The sequence below is a fragment of the Pseudomonas sp. D1-1 genome (genome assembly GCF_051132225.1).
GTDB lineage: Bacteria > Pseudomonadota > Gammaproteobacteria > Pseudomonadales > Pseudomonadaceae > Aquipseudomonas.
Genome location: NZ_CP071676.1, coordinates 1,272,418 through 1,291,162 on the forward strand (window position 1 = coordinate 1,272,418; position 18,745 = coordinate 1,291,162).

The 18,745-nt window shown below is 59.6% G+C and carries 22 protein-coding genes and 1 tRNA gene; 20 read left to right on the top strand and 3 right to left on the bottom strand.

The window, feature by feature from the left end; genetic code table 11:
• Positions 1 to 412 precede the first annotated feature (412 nt).
• Together J3P86_RS05550 and J3P86_RS05555 are read left to right on the top strand one after the other, a co-directional pair.
• Complete coding sequence (locus J3P86_RS05550) at positions 413 to 838, top strand: HIT family protein (protein WP_434569631.1); 426 nt, start codon at positions 413 to 415, stop codon at positions 836 to 838.
• A gap of 3 nt (positions 839 to 841) precedes the next feature.
• Positions 842 to 1,048 (top strand): SlyX family protein, encoded by a 207-nt coding sequence (locus tag J3P86_RS05555; protein ID WP_217861372.1) that lies wholly within the window; start codon positions 842 to 844, stop codon positions 1,046 to 1,048.
• A gap of 70 nt (positions 1,049 to 1,118) precedes the next feature.
• Here the strand turns inward: J3P86_RS05555 and J3P86_RS05560 are convergent, their stop codons facing one another.
• Complete coding sequence (locus tag J3P86_RS05560) at positions 1,119 to 1,724, bottom strand: cold-shock protein (protein ID WP_186611670.1); 606 nt, start codon at positions 1,722 to 1,724, stop codon at positions 1,119 to 1,121.
• Positions 1,725 to 2,121: 397 nt separating this feature from the next.
• Here J3P86_RS05560 and J3P86_RS05565 point away from each other — a divergent pair, with 397 nt between their 5' ends.
• The 18 genes from J3P86_RS05565 to J3P86_RS05650 all read left to right on the top strand — a co-directional run bounded on the left by J3P86_RS05565 (position 2,122) and on the right by J3P86_RS05650 (position 15,829).
• Entirely contained in the window at positions 2,122 to 2,595 is a 474-nt protein-coding gene (locus tag J3P86_RS05565; RefSeq protein ID WP_305496408.1) for a Dps family protein, read from the top strand.
• A 204-nt stretch (positions 2,596 to 2,799) separates the two neighbouring features.
• Positions 2,800 to 3,141, top strand: coding sequence for a ribbon-helix-helix domain-containing protein (locus J3P86_RS05570; RefSeq protein ID WP_434602954.1), 342 nt, complete (start codon positions 2,800 to 2,802; stop codon positions 3,139 to 3,141).
• Between the two features lie 118 nt (positions 3,142 to 3,259).
• Complete coding sequence (locus J3P86_RS05575; protein WP_003178589.1) at positions 3,260 to 3,481, top strand: FmdB family zinc ribbon protein; 222 nt, start codon at positions 3,260 to 3,262, stop codon at positions 3,479 to 3,481.
• A 74-nt stretch (positions 3,482 to 3,555) separates the two neighbouring features.
• On the top strand, positions 3,556 to 5,331 hold the full coding sequence (gene aspS, locus J3P86_RS05580) for an aspartate--tRNA ligase (RefSeq protein ID WP_434699616.1): 1,776 nt from the start codon (positions 3,556 to 3,558) through the stop codon (positions 5,329 to 5,331).
• Between the two features lie 117 nt (positions 5,332 to 5,448).
• Positions 5,449 to 6,195, top strand: a complete 747-nt coding sequence (locus tag J3P86_RS05585) for a YebC/PmpR family DNA-binding transcriptional regulator (protein WP_305496404.1) — start codon at positions 5,449 to 5,451, stop codon at positions 6,193 to 6,195.
• 152 nt (positions 6,196 to 6,347) lie between these two features.
• Positions 6,348 to 6,872 carry a crossover junction endodeoxyribonuclease RuvC gene (gene ruvC / locus J3P86_RS05590; RefSeq protein WP_305496403.1) on the top strand — a complete coding sequence of 175 codons (525 nt, stop codon included), beginning with the start codon at positions 6,348 to 6,350 and terminating at the stop codon, positions 6,870 to 6,872.
• A gap of 115 nt (positions 6,873 to 6,987) precedes the next feature.
• Positions 6,988 to 7,596: a Holliday junction branch migration protein RuvA gene (gene ruvA, locus J3P86_RS05595; RefSeq protein WP_434699618.1), complete on the top strand. Its 609-nt coding sequence runs from the start codon at positions 6,988 to 6,990 to the stop codon at positions 7,594 to 7,596.
• Positions 7,597 to 8,658: a Holliday junction branch migration DNA helicase RuvB gene (ruvB, locus tag J3P86_RS05600; protein WP_003178599.1), complete on the top strand. Its 1,062-nt coding sequence runs from the start codon at positions 7,597 to 7,599 to the stop codon at positions 8,656 to 8,658.
• Positions 8,659 to 8,786: 128 nt separating this feature from the next.
• On the top strand, positions 8,787 to 9,254 hold the full coding sequence (gene ybgC / locus J3P86_RS05605; protein WP_030140799.1) for a tol-pal system-associated acyl-CoA thioesterase: 468 nt from the start codon (positions 8,787 to 8,789) through the stop codon (positions 9,252 to 9,254).
• A complete protein-coding gene (tolQ, locus tag J3P86_RS05610) occupies positions 9,244 to 9,939 on the top strand; it encodes a protein TolQ (RefSeq protein ID WP_305496399.1) in 696 nt (231 codons plus the stop codon). The genes ybgC and tolQ overlap by 11 nt, the downstream gene beginning before the upstream one ends.
• A gap of 23 nt (positions 9,940 to 9,962) precedes the next feature.
• Positions 9,963 to 10,415 carry a protein TolR gene (gene tolR / locus J3P86_RS05615; RefSeq protein WP_162254906.1) on the top strand — a complete coding sequence of 151 codons (453 nt, stop codon included), beginning with the start codon at positions 9,963 to 9,965 and terminating at the stop codon, positions 10,413 to 10,415.
• On the top strand, positions 10,415 to 11,494 hold the full coding sequence (gene tolA, locus J3P86_RS05620; RefSeq protein WP_186611664.1) for a cell envelope integrity protein TolA: 1,080 nt from the start codon (positions 10,415 to 10,417) through the stop codon (positions 11,492 to 11,494). The genes tolR and tolA overlap by 1 nt, the downstream gene beginning before the upstream one ends.
• Positions 11,491 to 12,792, top strand: a complete 1,302-nt coding sequence (gene tolB, locus J3P86_RS05625) for a Tol-Pal system beta propeller repeat protein TolB (RefSeq protein ID WP_370870988.1) — start codon at positions 11,491 to 11,493, stop codon at positions 12,790 to 12,792. The genes tolA and tolB overlap by 4 nt, the downstream gene beginning before the upstream one ends.
• A gap of 52 nt (positions 12,793 to 12,844) precedes the next feature.
• On the top strand, positions 12,845 to 13,342 hold the full coding sequence (gene pal / locus J3P86_RS05630) for a peptidoglycan-associated lipoprotein Pal (protein ID WP_003178634.1): 498 nt from the start codon (positions 12,845 to 12,847) through the stop codon (positions 13,340 to 13,342).
• Positions 13,343 to 13,348: 6 nt separating this feature from the next.
• Entirely contained in the window at positions 13,349 to 14,182 is an 834-nt protein-coding gene (gene ybgF, locus J3P86_RS05635) for a tol-pal system protein YbgF (RefSeq protein WP_434569627.1), read from the top strand.
• Positions 14,183 to 14,348: 166 nt separating this feature from the next.
• Complete coding sequence (queE, locus tag J3P86_RS05640; protein ID WP_434602956.1) at positions 14,349 to 14,996, top strand: 7-carboxy-7-deazaguanine synthase QueE; 648 nt, start codon at positions 14,349 to 14,351, stop codon at positions 14,994 to 14,996.
• A gap of 1 nt (position 14,997) precedes the next feature.
• The gene (gene queC, locus J3P86_RS05645) at positions 14,998 to 15,690 is read left to right on the top strand and encodes a 7-cyano-7-deazaguanine synthase QueC (RefSeq protein ID WP_434699620.1); all 693 of its coding nucleotides are present in this window, start codon (positions 14,998 to 15,000) and stop codon (positions 15,688 to 15,690) included.
• A gap of 63 nt (positions 15,691 to 15,753) precedes the next feature.
• Positions 15,754 to 15,829, top strand: a tRNA-Lys gene (locus tag J3P86_RS05650).
• 170 nt (positions 15,830 to 15,999) lie between these two features.
• On the opposite strand, the gene J3P86_RS05655 is transcribed toward J3P86_RS05650, so the two are convergent.
• Positions 16,000 to 17,451: a hypothetical protein gene (locus J3P86_RS05655; RefSeq protein WP_434699622.1), complete on the bottom strand. Its 1,452-nt coding sequence runs from the start codon at positions 17,449 to 17,451 to the stop codon at positions 16,000 to 16,002.
• Positions 17,452 to 17,548: 97 nt separating this feature from the next.
• The gene (locus J3P86_RS05660) at positions 17,549 to 18,736 is read right to left on the bottom strand and encodes a cyanate transporter (protein ID WP_434699624.1); all 1,188 of its coding nucleotides are present in this window, start codon (positions 18,734 to 18,736) and stop codon (positions 17,549 to 17,551) included.
• Between the last annotated feature and the right edge of the window lie 9 nt (positions 18,737 to 18,745).

An 18,745-nucleotide genomic window follows, 5' to 3' on the forward strand; every position in this document is an offset into this window, starting at 1 on the left:
TTTAGCTGCGGTTGCGGTGAAACCTCATGAAACCGGGCTCCAAAGGCCTTGTTTTAAATGGGGTTGACTGCTGGGCAGCTGCCATGTTTGAAGCGGGTAAACCGCGCCGGACAACCAAAAACGTTACCGGTTCACCCCTTCGGTGGGTAAAACGCGGATGCTTCGTGCACAGAGCGTAGACGCATTGTGCTGTTTTGGTGCAAAAAATCTTCCAGCTGTACGAAAACCGCACAGGGCTTGTGTCTGCTCAGCTCAAGGTGCGCCGTTAAAGTACCGGTGCGCGGTATTGGTGCGCAAAGACGGTGCGCAGTGAACGTTCCGGCATTCACAGGTATGCTGGCCTCCTGTGCTCGGGCGGGCCTGCGGGCTGCCAGCTCGATCGCAATCGATCAATGAGCGAGGAGTACGCGCGGTGTTTGCCCTAGATCCACGACTGCAACAAGACACATTGCCTATCGGCGATTTCCCGCTGTGCCGTTTGCTGTTGTCCAATGATTCCAATTACCCGTGGTTCATTCTCGTGCCGCGCCGGGAAAATATCAGTGAATTGTTTCAATTGGATGACGCCGATCAACAACAGTTGTGGAAAGAAACCACGGCACTGGCTGAAACCCTCAAGGACTCGTTCGATGCCGACAAATTGAATGTTGCAACCTTGGGTAACGTTGTCAGTCAATTGCACATGCATGTGATCGTGCGCAAGCGAGAGGATGCCGCATGGCCTGCGCCGGTGTGGGGCAAGCATCCGGCACAGCCTTATGATGCCGAGCAGGTCAGCGTCATTCGTGAACGCTTGCGAGCGGTCCTGACCGATGATTTCAAGTTCCTGGAGGGCTGAACCATGAACCTTGAAGAGCGTGTAACCGACCTTGAAAGCCGCCTGGCGTTTCAGGACGATACCATCCAGGCATTAAACGACGTGCTGGTGGAGCAGCAGCGAGTTGTCGAACGTCTGCAGCTGCAGATGGCGGCGTTGCTCAAGCGTCAGGAGGAAATGGCCGGCCAGTTCGAATCCTTTGAAGAAGAAGCGCCGCCACCGCATTACTGACCGGGGCCGAACGGCAGGCAATAAAAAACCGCGAGCAGCCTGGCTGCATCGCGGTTTTTTTACGCCTGGATCAGCGGCGCGGCAGCGCGGCGATCACATCTTCGGCCTGCAAGCCTTTGTCACGGTGCATGACGGAAAACTCCACGCGCTGGCCTTCGACCAGGACGCGATGGCCTTCGCCACGAATGGCCCGGAAATGCACAAAAATGTCATCGCCGGAGTCGCGGGAGATGAAGCCGAACCCCTTGGAGGTGTTGAACCACTTCACGGTACCGGTATCACGGTTGGACATGTCGTAGTTCTGCGGCGCGGCGGCCGGCGACGACTTCTTGTAGAAGCTGACGGCCAGGTGCAGCAACACAGCGAGCAACGCGGCGGCCAGGCTGGAAAGAATGGCGGGTTGGCCGCCGATTTCCGGCATGGGCGCCAGCAGGGTCAGTGTTTGCAGGGCGACGGCCAGCACCAGCAGGGCGCTGACAAGGTTTTGCAGTTGATGACGTGGACCTTTGTTCCAGTAAGGGATGACGGGTGCCAGGGTCAGGTTGAGCAGGCCGAAAAAGGCCAGGTACAGCGCGTCGGGATGTTGCAGGTAAGGTGTGGCTTCGGAACCCAGGCTAGGGATGAAGGACAGCAGCAGAGCAGCTGCGCCCATTAGCAAGTGGACGATTTTCAACATTTTGATTGGCTCACGGTTAAGACAGATCACAAGGAAGAGCTGGTCGGGGGCGGTTCGCTTCAGAACAATGAGAGGCGTAGGAACACGTACCCGAATCAGCCTATGCGCGACGCCCGGAAAAATAGGCGTAGCGACACACTGCCTATTTAACAGCAAAGCCCCGGCCTTCTCAAACTCGTTACGGGCCCGTGACACGCTGTTCGTCGGCCGAAAAGCGCCGGCGGGGCGCTTGAAGATGGTCGGCAAAGGAGCTTGAATTTTCCGCTGCGCCGGAACCCTCCGCCATCCCGGCTTGTCGGTTCAGGAGGGCTGGCGATTAGTCGCAGGCTACAGATGGCGACACCCGCTAGGGTGCAATGGCCGCTGTCGAATTCATCACCGTCAGGAGATCAAACACATGGCAATTGATATCGGTATCAGCGAAGAAGATCGCAAGTCCATCGTCGACGGGCTTTCGCGCCTGTTGTCGGACACCTACGTGCTTTACCTCAAGACCCATAATTTCCATTGGAACGTCACCGGGCCGATGTTCCGGACCCTGCACTTGATGTTCGAGGAGCAGTACAACGAGCTGGCGCTGGCGGTGGACCTGATCGCCGAGCGGATCCGTGCCCTGGGCTTTCCGGCGCCGGGTGCCTACTCGGTGTATGCGCGCCTGTCTTCCATCAAGGAGGAGGAAGGCGTGCCTGGCGCCGAGGACATGATCCGGCAACTGGTCGAAGGCCAGGAGGCGGTGACACGTACGGCCCGAGGCATCTTTCCTTTATTGGACAAGGTCAGCGACGAGCCGACCGCCGACCTGCTGACCCAGCGCATGCAGGTTCATGAAAAAACCGCCTGGATGCTGCGTTCGCTGCTGGACGAGCGGTAATCCGCAATTGGGTGATGGTGCCGCCATTGGCATCATCGCCTGCGGTCCGGGGTAGGACGGAGTCATTCGTCCTCGGGCTACTGTTGTCATCTCCTACGCTGATGGGCAAAAAGTCATCTGGAGCTTGCGCTCGAGTTGAGCTTCCATAGAGCCACAGGCCGCTTGGCCTGACTGAGGCTCGTATGGCAAAGGAGTGTCAACGGTATGATTCAAGGAAAAGCACCCAGGGGCGGTGCAGGCGGGCGCCTCAAGTCCGTCAGCATCGACCCGTTCGTCAGTGGGTTCGATATGCAACTGGCCCGGCCCCTGGCCCGCTCCATCCGGCTTAACGGGTTCGCCACCTGTTTACGCCTTGAGCAAGTCTATTGGGATATTCTCGGCGATATGGCCCAGCTCAACAGTTGCTCCGTCAGTACCTTGCTCTCCCATGTGGATCGGGAGGTGCAGTTGCGTCACGGCGGCGTGCGCAATTTCAGCGGGCTGGTGCGTGTTGTCTGCGTGGTGCACAGCCTGAAGGATATGGGCACCGATCATCGCGAGGCCTAGCCCTCTCACCGCCTGTGCGGTCTTACGGCTGCACAGGCCGCATTTAATGGATATAATCCCGCTCTTTGCCGCAAAGCCCGGGTTTTGCGTGAATAACCTGATTGCCGAGACAACCCCCATGCCGATGTACGACTATCAATGTGCTTCCTGTGGTCATCAGATGGAAGCCATTCAAAAAATCAGCGCGGCACCGCTGGTCGATTGCCCTGCCTGCCAGGCGCCGGAGCTGAAAAAGATGCTGTCCATGCCAGGTTTCCGCCTCGGCGGCACCGGCTGGTATGAAACCGACTTCAAGACCGGTGCCAAGAAGAACCTGGCCGGTGGCGACAAGGCTGACTGAGTTGAACACGCGCGGGTTCTTGCACGGCAGGGCCTCCAACCGAATTTCGAATTACGAGAAGTGAAACCACTACCATGATGCGCAGCCATTATTGCGGCCAACTGAACGAAAGCCTGGAAGGTCAGGAAGTTACTCTTTGCGGATGGGTTCATCGTCGCCGTGACCATGGCGGGGTGATTTTCCTCGATATCCGTGATCGTGAAGGCCTGGCCCAGGTAGTGTTCGACCCCGACCGCGCGGAAACCTTCGCCACCGCCGACCGCGTACGCAGCGAATACGTGGTCAAGATCACCGGCAAGGTGCGCCTGCGTCCGGCCGGCGCCGGCAACGCCAACATGGCGTCCGGCATGATCGAAGTGCTGGGCTACGAGCTGGAAGTGCTGAACGAAGCGGAAACCCCGCCGTTCCCACTCAACGAATATTCCGACGTAGGCGAGGAAACCCGCCTGCGCTATCGTTTCATCGACCTGCGTCGCCCGGAAATGGCCGAGAAGCTGCGCCTGCGTTCGCGCATGACCACCAGCATCCGTCACTACCTGGACGAGAACGGCTTCCTCGACGTCGAGACGCCGATCCTGACCCGTGCCACGCCGGAAGGCGCCCGCGACTACCTGGTGCCGAGCCGTACCCACCCCGGCAGTTTCTTCGCCTTGCCGCAATCGCCACAATTGTTCAAGCAGTTGCTGATGGTGGCCGGGTTCGACCGCTACTACCAGATTGCCAAGTGCTTCCGCGATGAAGACCTGCGTGCCGACCGGCAGCCTGAATTCACCCAGATCGACATCGAGACCAGCTTCCTCGACGAAAAAGACATCATGGGCCTGACCGAGGGCATGATCCGCAACCTGTTCCGGGAAGTGCTGGGTCTTGAGTTCGGCGAATTCCCGCACATGACCTTCGAAGAGGCCATGCGTCGCTACGGTTCCGACAAGCCTGACCTGCGCAACCCGCTGGAATTGGTGGACGTCGCGGACCAGCTCAAGGAAGTCGAATTCAAGGTCTTCAGTGGTCCGGCCAACGATCCGAAATGCCGTATCGCCGCCCTGCGTGTTCCAGGCGGCGCCAGCATGCCGCGCAAGCAGATCGACGATTACACCAAGTTCGTCGGCATCTACGGTGCCAAGGGCCTGGCGTACATCAAGGTCAACGAGCGCGCCGCCGGTATCGACGGCCTGCAGTCGCCGATCGTCAAGAACATCCCGGAAGCCAACCTCAACGTGATCCTCGATCGCGTGGGCGCGGTCGATGGCGACATCGTGTTCTTTGGCGCCGACAAAGCCAAGATCGTCAGCGAAGCCCTGGGCGCGCTGCGCATCAAGCTGGGTCACGACCTGAAACTGCTGAGTTGCGAGTGGGCGCCGATGTGGGTCGTCGACTTCCCGATGTTCGAGGAAAACGACGACGGCAGCTTCTCTGCCTTGCACCACCCGTTCACCGCGCCGAAGTGCTCGCCTGAAGAGTTGGAGGCCAACCCGGCCGGCGCATTGTCCCGTGCCTACGACATGGTCCTCAACGGCACCGAGCTGGGCGGCGGTTCGATCCGTATCCATCGCAAGGAAATGCAACAGGCAGTGTTCCGTCTGCTGGGTATCAGCGAAGCCGAGCAGGAAGAGAAGTTCGGCTTCCTGCTGGACGCTTTGAAGTACGGTGCGCCGCCCCACGGTGGCCTGGCCTTCGGCCTGGATCGCCTGGTGATGCTGATGACCGGCGCCCAGTCGATCCGCGAAGTGATCGCATTCCCGAAAACCCAGAGCGCGGCCGATGTCATGACCCAGGCTCCGGGCGTGGTGGATGCCAAGGCGCTGCGCGAGTTGCATATCCGTTTGCGCGAACAGCCAAAGGCTGAGTAAGGCCGGCACCTGAGGGCGCATCTTCGGATGCGCCTTTTCATTGGGGTCGATATTTCCGATTGCTGGCTGCCGCGCAAGCGGGGCGGGCAATGTTTCAAAGAAAAACCGGAGCGAGTTATGGCAGGTCATTCCAAGTGGGCGAACATCAAGCACCGCAAAGAACGTCAGGATGCCAAGAGGGGCAAGATCTTTACCAAGTGGATCCGTGAGCTGACGGTCGCGGCCCGCCAGGGTGGCGGCGATCCGGGTTCCAATCCGCGCTTGCGCCTCGCGCTGGACAAGGCGCTGGGCGCAAACATGAGCCGCGACATCATCGACCGGGCCATTGCCCGTGGCGCGGGCGCCACCGAGGCCGACAACGTCGAGGAGCTGACCTATGAAGGCTACGGCCCGGGCGGCGTGGCGGTCATGGTCGAGTGCATGACCGACAACCGCAACCGCACCGCTGCGGCCGTGCGCCATGCGTTCAGCAAATGCGGTGGCAACCTGGGGACCGACGGTTCGGTGGCTTATCTGTTCGAGCGCAAGGGGCAGATCAGCTTCGCGCCAGGCATCGATGAAGATGCGCTGACCGAAGCGGCGCTGGAAGCCGATGCCGATGACGTGGTCAGCCACGAAGACGGTTCGTTCGACGTGTTCACCTCGTTCGCCAGCTTCTATGCCGTGCGTAATGCCCTTGAAGCTGCCGGTTTCAAACCGGTCGACGCGGAAATCGTCATGCAGCCGACCACCAGTGCCGAACTCGACCTGGAAGGCGCCGAGAAGGTGCTCAAGCTGATCGACATGCTTGAAGACCTGGACGATGTGCAGAACGTTTATTCCAACGCCGATATTCCGGAGTCGGTGGCTGAGCAACTGGGCTGATGGTTTTTATCCAATAGCATGAGTGCCAGGGTGGGAGCGAGCCCGCTCGCGAATGCGCTGTGTCGGCCGACCTTGATGTCGGATATGACGGCCTCTTCGCGAGCAGGCTCGCTCCCACCGTTCCAGGTAACCTCCTTCAAGCCGCAGGCGTTATGACTTTAATCCTTGGTATCGACCCCGGTTCGCGCATCACCGGCTACGGCGTGGTTCGCGATACCGGGCGTGGCTGCGTGTACGTTGCTTCCGGCTGTATCCGCACCGGTGCGGGCGAGTTGCACGAGCGCTTGCAGATCGTTTATCGCGGCGTGCGCGAAGTCATCCAGACCTACGGCCCGGTGACCATGGGCATCGAAAAGGTCTTCATGGCCCGCAACGCCGATTCCGCCCTGAAGCTGGGGCAGGCCCGCGGCGCGGCCATTGTGGCCGGCGCCGAGGAAAACCTGGAGATCGCCGAATACACCGCGACCCAGGTCAAGCAGGCCGTGGTAGGCACCGGCGCGGCAAACAAGGAACAGGTGCAGATGATGGTGATGCACCTGTTGAAACTGGTCAGCAAGCCGCAGATCGACGCCTCCGACGCCCTGGCCATCGCCATTTGCCATGCGCATACCCGTTCCAGCCTGCTGCCTCATGGTCTGGGAAGCGCACGCAGTCGTGGCGGGCGCCTGCGTCTCTGATAGCATCAGCGCATTCATTCATCAGCCCATGCAAGTTGCGCCTGTGTCGTCGGCCTTCCTGCCTGGGCTGTTATTCGCCAGCCAGCGGGCTGGCCAACGCCCAAGGATCTGAAACGTGATTGGACGCTTGCGCGGCACCCTGGCTGAAAAACAGCCGCCGCACCTGATTCTGGATGTAAACGGCCTCGGTTATGAGCTGGAAGTGCCCATGACCACCCTGTATCGCTTGCCGTCGGTCGGTGAGCCGCTGACGCTGCACACTCATCTGGTCGTGCGTGAAGATGCCCAGTTACTCTATGGTTTCTTCACCAAGCGCGAGCGGGATTTCTTTCGCGAGCTGATCCGGCTCAATGGCGTCGGCCCGAAGCTGGCGCTGGCCTTGATGTCCAGCCTGGAAGTCGATGAACTGATTCGTTGCGTGCAGTCCCAGGACACCTCGGCGCTGACCAAGGTGCCGGGAGTCGGCAAGAAAACCGCCGAGCGCCTGTTGGTCGAGCTCAAGGATCGCTTCAAGGCCTGGGAAACGGTGCCGGCAATGTTCGCCCTGGTGCCGAACCAGCCGGATGCGCCGATGCCGGCGGTCAGCGCTGAAAACGATGCGGTCACCGCGCTGATTTCCCTGGGCTACAAGCCGCAGGAAGCCAGCAAGGCGATCTCCGCGATCAAGGAAAAAGGCTTGAGTACCGAAGACATGATTCGCCGCGCCCTGAAGGGAATGATTTAAGTGATTGAAGCCGATCGTCTGATCGCCGCCACGGGCGCGCCCCGTGACCGCGAGGAAATCCAGGACCGTGCGATTCGTCCCGTCAGCCTCGCCGATTACATTGGCCAGCCGACCGTGCGCGAGCAGATGGAGCTGTTCATCCAGGCGGCCCGCGGGCGCAGCGAGTCGCTGGACCATACACTTATCTTCGGGCCGCCGGGCCTGGGCAAGACCACCCTGGCCAACATCATTGCCCAGGAAATGGGCGTGTCGATCAAGAGCACGTCCGGCCCGGTTCTCGAACGGCCGGGCGACCTGGCGGCGCTGCTGACCAATCTTGAGCCGCATGATGTGCTGTTCATCGACGAAATCCATCGGCTGTCGCCGATCGTCGAGGAAGTGTTGTACCCGGCCATGGAGGATTTCCAGCTCGACATCATGATCGGCGAAGGGCCGGCGGCGCGCTCCATCAAGCTGGACCTGCCACCCTTTACCCTGGTGGGCGCCACCACCCGCGCCGGGATGTTGACCAACCCGCTGCGCGACCGGTTCGGTATCGTCCAGCGCCTGGAGTTCTACAACAACGCCGACCTGGCGACGATTGTCAGCCGCTCGGCGGGCATCCTCGGGCTGCCCCTGGACCCTGACGGCGCCTATGAGATCGCTCGTCGGGCGCGGGGGACGCCGCGGATCGCCAACCGCCTCCTGCGTCGGGTCCGCGACTTTGCCGAAGTGCGGGCCAAGGGGCACATTACCAAGCCGATCGCCGACCTGGCCTTGAACCTGCTGGACATCGACGAGCGCGGCTTCGACCACCAGGACCGGCGCCTGCTGCTGACCATGATCGAGAAATTCGACGGTGGCCCGGTGGGCGTGGACAGCCTGGCGGCCGCCATCAGCGAAGAGCGCCACACCATCGAGGACGTGCTGGAACCGTACCTGATCCAGCAGGGCTATATCATGCGCACGCCCCGCGGACGCGTGGTGACCCGTCATGCTTATCTGCACTTCGGCTTAAACATCCCGACACGAATGGGTGAGATGCCGGTGGTAGACGAATTTCTCGATGCGGTGGACGATTGAGCCCACTCTGTATCCCGACTTTTTTCCGCTTCGTGCTGTCCCAGACCACGCCTGGAGCGTCAATGCGTTCAAGAATGAAAAAACAGTTGCCTGGCCGGATTGGCAACCCGAGGAGTAAGCACTAGAGTATGCGCGCGCAAAACGGGCTTGAGTCGTTCGCACATCGCTGTCGCGTTTATTACGAGGACACCGATGCCGGCGGCATCGTTTACTACGTCAATTACCTCAAGTTTATGGAACGGGCTCGAACCGAACGGCTGCGGGAACTGGGTTTTGCCCAATCCGCGCTGGCAGGGGAGGACCTGTTATTCGTCGTGCATTCCAGCGAAGCGCGCTACCACGCGCCGGCGCGACTGGACGACGAGCTGGTGGTGACTGCCGATGTCATCGAATTGAACCGCGTCAGCCTGCGCTTCAAACAGCAGGTCAGGCGGGCTGCGGATAATGTGCTGCTCTGCGAAGGGCAGTTTTTGGTGGCCTGTGTGCGCACCCATAGTTTGAAACCCCGGGCCATTCCCGAAGCTTTACGCGCGGCCTTTGCCGGCGTGAGCGGCGCGGGTACACACTCAGAGCAGGAGATAAAGCGTGGAAGCTAACGTCGTCGACCATTCCTCCATGTGGAGCCTGGTCAGCAATGCCAGCGTCGTGGTGCAACTGGTAATGCTGATCCTGGTAGCCGCATCGGTGACCTCATGGATCATGATTTTTCAGCGCAGCAACATGCTGCGTGCCGGTCGCCGTGCCCTGGAGAGCTTCGAAGAGCGCTTCTGGTCCGGCATCGACCTGTCCAAACTCTATCGCCAGGCCGGCAGCAATCCGGACCCGGATTCCGGCGTCGAGCAGATCTTCCGTGCCGGCTTCAAGGAATTCTCCCGTCTGCGCCAGCAGCCGGGCGTAGACCCTGAAGCGGTGATGGAAGGTGTGGCCCGCGCCATGCGCGTCGCCATATCCCGCGAGGAAGAAAAACTCGAACAGGGCCTGCCGTACCTGGCTACCGTCGGTTCGGTCAGCCCGTACATCGGCCTGTTCGGTACCGTGTGGGGGATCATGAACTCGTTCCGTGGCTTGGCTTCCGCCCAGCAGGCGACGCTGGCCACCGTAGCCCCGGGTATCGCCGAGGCGCTGATCGCCACCGCCATCGGCCTGTTCGCGGCGATTCCGGCCGTGATCGCCTACAACCGCTTCGCGGCTCGCAGCGAAACGCTGACCAGCCGTTACTACACCTTCGCCGATGAATTCCAGGCGATCCTGCACCGCAAAGTGCACACCAGCGAAGAATAAGCAGGTATTTCCCGATGGCTTTAATCGCTCGAGCCCGAAACAAGCGCAAGCCGGTTGCCGAGATGAACGTGGTGCCCTACATCGACGTGATGTTGGTGCTGCTGGTCATCTTCATGGTGACCGCGCCGATGCTCAATCAGGGCGTGAAGGTCGATCTGCCCAAGGTTTCCAGCGAAGCCTTGCCGCAGGACAACAACACCCAGGTCCTGACCATTTCGATCAAGGCCGACAAGACCTATTACTGGAACCTTGGCAGCGAAGTCGACACCGAGAAGCAGCAGGACCGGGCCATGACCCTGCCGCAGATGACCGATGCGGTGACCAAGATCATCAATGCCGGCAACAGCAACGGCAAGCGCACCCAGGTCTTCATTCGCGGCGACAAGACCGTCGACTACGGTGCCGTGATGGGCGCCATGGGCGGCCTGCAGAAAGCCGGGGTCGGTAATGTTGGCTTGATCACCGAGGCGCCCTGATGCAGCAACAGCGAGAGCCGTCCGCCTCGGAAAGCTACTTCTGGCCTAGTGTCCTGGCAATCGGCCTGCATGTGCTGGTATTCGGCATGCTGTTCGTCAGTTTTGCCATGACACCGGAGCTGCCGCCGGCCAAGCCGATCGTGCAGGCGACCCTGTACCAGCTCAAATCGAAAAGCCAGGCCACCACGCAGACCAACCAGAAGCTTGCCGGCGAGGCGAAGAAGTCCGCCGCGCGCCAGACCGAAGTCGAGCAGATGGAGCAGAAGAAGGTCGAGCAGGAAGCGGTGAGAGCAGCGGAACAAAAGAAAGAGGAAGCTGCTCAAAAGGCCGAAGAAGCCAAGAAGGCCGATGAGGCGAAAAAAGCGGACGAGGCCAAAAAGGCCGACGAAGCCAAGAAAGCCGACGAGGCGAAGAAAACCGCCGAAGCGAAAAAGGCAGAAGAGAAACAATTGGCTGATATAGCCAAGAAGAAAGCCGAAGAAGAAGCCAAGAAAGCCGCTGAAGAAGAGGCCAAGAAAGCGGCCGCTGAAGAAGCGAAGAAAAAGATTGTCGAGGACGCGAAGAAAAAAGCGGCCGAAGACGCCAAGAAGAAAGCTGAAGCTGAAGAGGCGAAAAAGAAAGTCGCCGAAGACGCGAAGAAGAAAGCCGCCGCCGACGCCGCCAAGAAGAAGGCCCAGGACGCAGCGCGTAAATCCGCCGAAGAGAAAAAGGCCCAGGCCCTGGCAGATTTGCTTTCCGACACGCCGGAGCGTCAGCAGGCCTTGGCCGACGAGCAGGGCGATGAAGTCGCCGGCAGCTTCGACGATCTGATTCGCGCCCGAGCGGCGGAAGGCTGGGCTCGTCCTCCTTCGGCGCGCAAAGGCATGACGGTAGTATTACAAATCGGCATGTTGCCCGACGGTACGGTTACCTCGGTCAGCGTGGCCAAGTCCAGTGGCGATGGTCCGTTCGACGCTTCGGCGGTCGCGGCGGTCAAGAACATTGGGCGATTGACGGAAATGCAAGGAATGAAGCCGAGCGATTTTGCTCCCTATCGTTCGTTCAAGATGACATTCACACCTGAGGATCTAGCCTTGTGAGAAACCTTCTTCGATCAATGCTTGTCGTTATCTGCTGCCTGGCAGGGATAGCGGTAGCAGAGGAAAAGAACATCCTGGTCACCAGCGGCAGCGACCGTGCGACCCCGATCGCCGTCGTTCCGTTCGGTTGGCAGGGCGGCAGCGTCCTGCCGGACGACATGGCGGAAATCATCGGCAACGACCTGCGCAACTCTGGCTACTACGCGCCGATTCCCAAGCAGAACATGATCAGCCTGCCGACCCAGGCCAGCGAAGTCATCTACCGCGACTGGAAGGCTCTTGGCGCCCAGTACATCATGGTCGGCAGCATCGTTCCGGCCGGTGGCCGCCTGCAGGTGCAGTACGCCCTGTTCAACGTCGCCACCGAGCAGCAAGTGCTGACCGGCAGCGTGTCGGGCAGCGTTGACCAGTTGCGTGACATGTCCCACTACATCGCCGATCAGTCGTTCGAGAAACTTACCGGCATCAAGGGCGCGTTCTCGACCCGCATGCTCTACGTGACCGCCGAACGCTTCTCCGAGAAAAATACCCGCTACACCCTGCAGCGCTCCGACTATGACGGCGCCCGCGCGGTGACCCTGCTGCAATCGCGCGAGCCGATCCTGTCGCCGCGTTTCGCCCCAGATGGCAAGCGCATCGCCTATGTGTCGTTCGAACAGAAGCGCCCGCGCATTTTCGTCCAACACATCGACACCGGTCGCCGCGAGCAGATCACCAACTTCGAAGGCCTGAACGGCGCGCCTGCCTGGTCGCCCGACGGTACGCGGCTGGCGTTCGTGCTGTCCAAGGATGGCAATCCGGACATCTACGTGATGAACCTGGCTTCACGCTCGATCTCCCGCGTGACCAACGGCCCGGGCATCAACACCGAACCGTTCTGGGGCAAGGATGGCTCGACTATCTACTTCACCTCGGACCGTGGCGGCAAGCCGCAGATCTACAAGACCAGCGCCGGTGGCGGTGGTGCCGAGCGCGTGACGTTCGTCGGTAACTACAACGCCAACCCTAAACTTTCGGCGGACGAAAAGACTCTGGTGATGATTCATCGCCAGGACGGTTTCACCAATTTCAAGGTGGCGGCCCAGGATTTGCAGCGCGGTAGCGTAAAAATCCTCACTGATAGCACTCTGGACGAGTCACCTACTGTTGCGCCCAACGGCACCATGGTAATCTACGCCACCCGCCAGCAGGGCCGGGGAGTCTTGATGCTCGTGTCCATTAATGGACGCGTGAGGCTCCCGCTTCCTACCGCTCAAGGCGAAGTCAGAGAACCGTCCTGGTCCCCTTACCTGAACTGACGCGGCGCAATACGTTTTACTTAACACACTGGGGTTCATTAGGAGTTTCACGATGGAAATGCTGAAGTTTGGTAAATTTGCTGCGCTGGCTCTGGCCATGGCTGTAGCTGTAGGTTGCTCGTCCAAAGGCGGCGACAACGCCGGTGAAGGCGCTGTTGATCCAAACGCTGGTTACGGCGCTAACACTGGTGCAGTTGATGGCTCCCTGAGCGAAGAAGCTGCTCTGCGCGCAATCACCACCTTCTACTTCGAATACGACAGCTCGGACCTGAAGCCAGAAGCCATGCGCGCTCTGGACGTTCACGCCAAAGACCTGAAAGCAAACGGCGCTCGCGTTGTTCTGGAAGGCAACACCGACGAACGTGGTACTCGTGAGTACAACATGGCACTGGGCGAGCGTCGTGCGAAAGCCGTTCAGCGCTACCTGGTACTGCAAGGTGTTTCCCCAGCTCAGCTGGAACTGGTTTCCTACGGCGAAGAGCGTCCAGTTGCTACCGGCAACGACGAGCAGTCCTGGGCTCAAAACCGTCGCGTCGAACTGCGTAAGTAATTCGTCATGCGAACGTGCCGTCGTGCTGTAACTGTTCTGGCTCTCAGCCTCGCGCCGCTTGCGGCGTGGGCTGCGGTTCCTGTGGTCGATAACGATGCCGGCTATAACAATAGCGGGAGCAGTTATCCGCCTGCAGGTTACGGTACGAACGGCGCCTATGCCGGGGGAGGGGTTTCGGCCCCTGTCTCGGCACAGGGCGAGCTGTTCAACCAACTGCAGCAAATGCAGGATCAACTGTCACGCCAGCAAGGCGCGATTGAAGTTCTGCAAAACGAAGTATCGCGCATGAAGCAGGAAAACCTGGAGCGATACCAGGATCTTGATCGGCGCATAGGAACCGGCGTTGCACCTGCCGCGACTCCTGAGAATTCTCCAGCCGGTGGCGACTTGAACGCCCCCGGTGCAGCCGCAGGCGCCGGGGCGAGTGCTCCGGCAGCACCTGCCGCCGGTGGCGAGCCGGCTGACCCGGCGAAGGAAAAGCTCTATTACGATGCGGCCTTCGACCTGATCAAAGCCAAGGATTTCGACAAGGCCAGCCAGGCCTTCGGCGCTTTTCTGCGTAAATACCCCAACAGTCAGTATTCGGGTAATGCCCAATACTGGCTGGGCGAAGTGAACCTGGCCAAGGGCGACCTGCAAGGCGCCGGCCAGGCGTTCGCCAAGGTCTCGCAGCTGTATCCCAAGCATGCCAAGGTGCCGGATTCGCTGTACAAGCTCGCCGATGTCGAGCGCCGCCTCGGTCATACCGACAAGGTAAAAGGCATTCTGCAGCAGGTGGTGGCCCAATATCCGGGTACCTCCGCCGCTCAGTTGGCCCAGCGCGATCTGCAACGCATGTAAGGCCGTTTGACCCGTTTTGAAGAAACCCGCGCCTGTCGCGGGTTTTTTCGTTAGAATTCACGCCCTTTTTCTGAAACACGCTTCCTGGGATCTACGCGTTGGCGGGGTTGCTTGAAGTGCCTGACGGAGGCGGACAGCCTGTTTAGCTGTTACGCCCGTGGCGACTATGCAAGACACATTGAGAATTACCGAAGTTTTTTACTCGTTGCAGGGTGAAACGCGGACGGCCGGGTTGCCCACTGTTTTTGTGCGCCTCACCGGTTGCCCGCTGCGTTGCCAATACTGTGACAGCGCCTACGCCTTCAGCGGCGGTACCTTGCGCACCCTCGATGACCTCGTTGAACAAGTCGCAGGTTTTCGTCCGCGCTATGTTTGCGTCACTGGCGGTGAGCCATTGGCACAACCCAATGCCATCCCTTTACTCAAGCGACTGTGCGATGCCGGCTATGAGGTCTCGCTGGAGACCAGCGGCGCCTTGGATATCTCGGCTGTCGATCCGCGCGTCAGTCGTGTCGTGGACCTGAAGACCCCGGGTTCGAAGGAGGCGCATCGTAACCGCTACGAGAACATGGAGCTGTTGACGTCCAACGACCAGGTCAAATTTGTTATCTGTTCGCGGGAAGATTACGACTGGGCGGTATCCAAGCTGATCCAGTACGGACTCGATCAGCGCGCCGGCGAGGTATTGTTCTCGCCGAGTCACCACGACCTGAACGCCCGGGATCTGGCCGACTGGGTGGTAGCGGACAACTTGCCGGTGCGCCTGCAATTGCAGCTGCATAAATATCTTTGGAACGACGAGCCGGGGCGCTGACATGACTGAACAATCAACCACTTCTGAAAAGCGTGCCGTCATCCTGCTGTCCGGTGGCCTGGACTCGGCGACTGTCGTGGCGATGGCCCGTGCCGAAGGTTATCGCTGCTACACCATGAGCTTCGATTATGGCCAGCGCCACCGTGCCGAACTGCATGCTGCCGAGCGAGTGGCACGAGACCTGGGTGTGATCGAACACAAGGTGATCGGCCTGAACCTCAACGGCATCGGCGGTTCGGCGTTGACCGACAGTTCCATCGACGTGCCCGAAGCACCGAGCGAGGGGATTCCGGTGACCTACGTGCCGGCGCGCAATACCGTGTTCCTGTCCCTGGCGTTGGGCTGGGCCGAAGTACTGGGGGCGCGTGAGATTTTCATTGGTGTCAATGCCGTGGATTATTCCGGTTATCCGGATTGCCGCCCGGAGTTCGTCGAAGCCTTCGAGCGTATGGCCAACCTGGCGACCAAGGCTGGTGTAGAAGGGCAAGGCTTTCGTATCCAGGCGCCGCTGCAAAATCTCAGCAAGGCTGACATCGTCAAGGCGGGGGTGAAGCTGGGCGTGGACTACGGCCTTACCGTCTCGTGCTATCAGGCCGATGATCAAGGGCGTGCTTGTGGCAAGTGCGACAGCTGCCGTCTGCGTGCTGAAGGCTTCGCGGCAGCCGGCGTGAGCGATCCAACCCCCTATTTTTGATTTATTTCAAATTAAGTGTTGAATAGTCCTTAGAAATCAGTATTATACGCGCCACCACACAGAGGGTCGTTAGCTCAGTTGGTAGAGCAGTTGGCTTTTAACCAATTGGTCGTAGGTTCGAATCCCACACGACCCACCATTTTCTGTAGTTTTAAAAGTCTGGAAGGCCCACGTAAGTGAGGATTTCCGGATTTTTTTTTGCCTGGAATAAAGTATCTCCCCGCGCAGAAGCGAGGAGCCAGGTGCTGCGGCTGGACGGTCGCAGAGCGGACGCATGCCAGCTCTGCGACGAGTAGCGCGAGCTATACGCTATGACCTGACCTGGTCTGGCGCTTTCTTCTCGCCCCAAGCGGAGCGATGGATACCTGGAACCAGCACTTCCCAACCTAGCCAACGTCCTGCGTGGATTTGCCATGATGGTACCCGGCAGGACCATTCATTTGGCGCCTTCCTGGCGAATGCCGGCAACAGAGGTTTTCGTACGACTTTGCTATTGAGCGTGCTGACACAGAACTTCGAGTAGTTTTTCAGCTCCTTGAGTTCAAGCGACAGCATGTCTTTTGGGCACAGCAGCAGTACGTCCCCAAAGGAATACAACTGGAACGCCTCGACTTCTATTTTTTTCGCGGCCACCTGACGTGTTTTCCACAGGGTGGCGCTCAGGTCCTGCAGCTCCATGTCTTCTGGCAACGCATATCGTTCTGCCGTTTTTTGCCGGACTGACAAGCCTTCTGCCGCGATATAGGTAATGTGGCTCAAACTGCCTGGTGAAAGCATTGTGAAGGCGCAGAAGGCGAGGATCATTGCCATCAGGCCACTGAAGGTACGCCTGTAGATGTCCCCCTTGAAACAATAAAAGATGATGACTGGCAGCAGGGTGAAGATGAGTGTCAACCAAGACAGACCCGCCACGTAGGGGACGGTGTCCGGCGTTTCCCTCTCCATATACGAACGTATCGTCAACAGGATTGGAAAAGCGGCGAAGATCACAGTGACAAATATGGAGAGCGAGAGCAGGGAGACGAGCCAGAATCCTTTGCGAGCCCATACCCATGACCATAGCCGCTGGCATTCTCCTGTCATCCGTAGCCACGTTGGCGTCGTCCTGTTTTTGAGTGCCTGCCACGAATCAGTAAGCCGTTTTGGCAGCCGGACCTTCGGGGCGCGGGCTGCCTTCTGCGGCTTTTGTTTTTTTTGCTTTATCTGCTGATACTGCGCCAGGCGTTTCAGGCGGGCTCGATCCAGCCTGGCTTGGACAAGGATGCTTTTCCTGATGACTTTTTTGAACGGCGTGAAGGCGTACATGAGAAAGCACGCAACGAAGACGACCACCAGTAACGCCGCGAATGTCGCCCATGCGTTTAATGCGGGCAGGAAGAAAGTGGTCAGGATGAATGCGCTAAATCCAACGACAGTGGGGAACGCCAGATAAAAAACGATCTTCGGCTGGTTATCCTTCAGGTTTGAAAACAGCGAAACCGAGCAGCCGAACATCCAGGTTGTTGCTCCGAGGATGAACAGGTACGAAAGCATCAGCAGTAAAACCAGTACGACCCAGACCAACAGTGCGGACTTCACATCGATGGACGGCATGAACAGATCGATTCGTCCAATCGTGCGGGTATAGAGATACAGTGTGATGAACCCTAGCCCTGTTGCGAGCAGGCCCAAGGTGACTGTGATCTGGGTCCAATAGGAAAGAATGCGTCTGACGGTGTGCTTGAGTACTTCTGCGAAGGTTCTGTCAGGTCTGACGGACAAGGCGTAGCTCCCTTACAAGGTAAAATTCCTGGCAGGTATAGTAGCGCCAGGAAGCGAGAGCTAAAGCTTCAACCTGTAAATCTCCTACCTGAAATCGTTAGCGGATGTGCTTTGCGTAATGTTTCGGGTCCAGGCGCAATACCATAACCATCATCAGCGCGATGACCGCCACGAGCGACCACCAAGCCCATTCGAAACTCCCCAGCCGGTCGCGGATCATCCCGGCAATCAGCGGCGACAGCCCGGCGATGAGGTAGCCGATGCCCTGCACGAATGCAGTGAGCCCCCCGGCGCGGCGTGGGTTGTCCAGGTGATCGAGGGACACGATCAGGCTCATGGGGAACAGCCCGCCGATACCCAGCCCCAACAGGCTCGGCCATAACAGGCTGAGGCGCTCCGGATTGAGAATCAGGCCGCAGAAGCCGGCCATGATCATGACCAGTAGAACGACCAGGATTTTACGTTTGTCCTGCCTGCGGTTGGCGATCGCCGGAGTGATGAGGCCGGACAACACCTCCATCGTCGTGAGAAATCCCAGCAGCAGGCCGGCGTGCTGTTCGCTCCAGCCTTTTTCCACGTAATACGGTGCCAGCCAGGCCAGTACGCAGGTATAGGAGGCGGTGCCCAAGCCAAAAAAAATCGCCAGCAGCCAGGCCCGGGCGTTGCCGAAAAACGCTTGGTGGCGCTGGGATGCGGCTTGGGGCAGGGGCGTGACGCTCCAGCGTTGGACCCACCAGCAGCCCAAGGCGACCAGCGCCAGCAAGGCCCAGATCGCCAGGCCGATGCGCCAACTGCCGGTCTGCGCCAGGACAAAGGGTGAAAACGAGGCGGCAAGCGCCGCGCCGCCCATGATTGAGGTGACATACAAGCCCATCAGCAGCGAGACGCTGTCGGCGAAGCGCGCCTTGATCAGTGCTGGCATCACGGCCTGGATCAAGGCGATTCCGAGCCCGGCCACCACCGCGCTGGTGACCAACCCGGCGGCGCTGTCCAGATACAAGCGCGATGCCGTGGCGATACCAATGATCAGCAGCGACAGGACGACGGTACGGTGTTCACCGATGCGCAGGGCGATGCGCATGCCCAGGAACATGGCCACGCCCATCGCCATGACTGGCAGCATGGTCAGCAGTGAAGCGCTGCTGAACCTCAGGGGCACCTCGTCGCGAATGGCTGACAGCAGCGGCCCGACCGCGGCCATCGAGGGCCGCAGGTTCAGCGCTACCAGCACGATACTGACCATCAGCCAGACGGCGCGGGTGCCAGAGGTTTGGATGTTTTCCATGACAGGGCC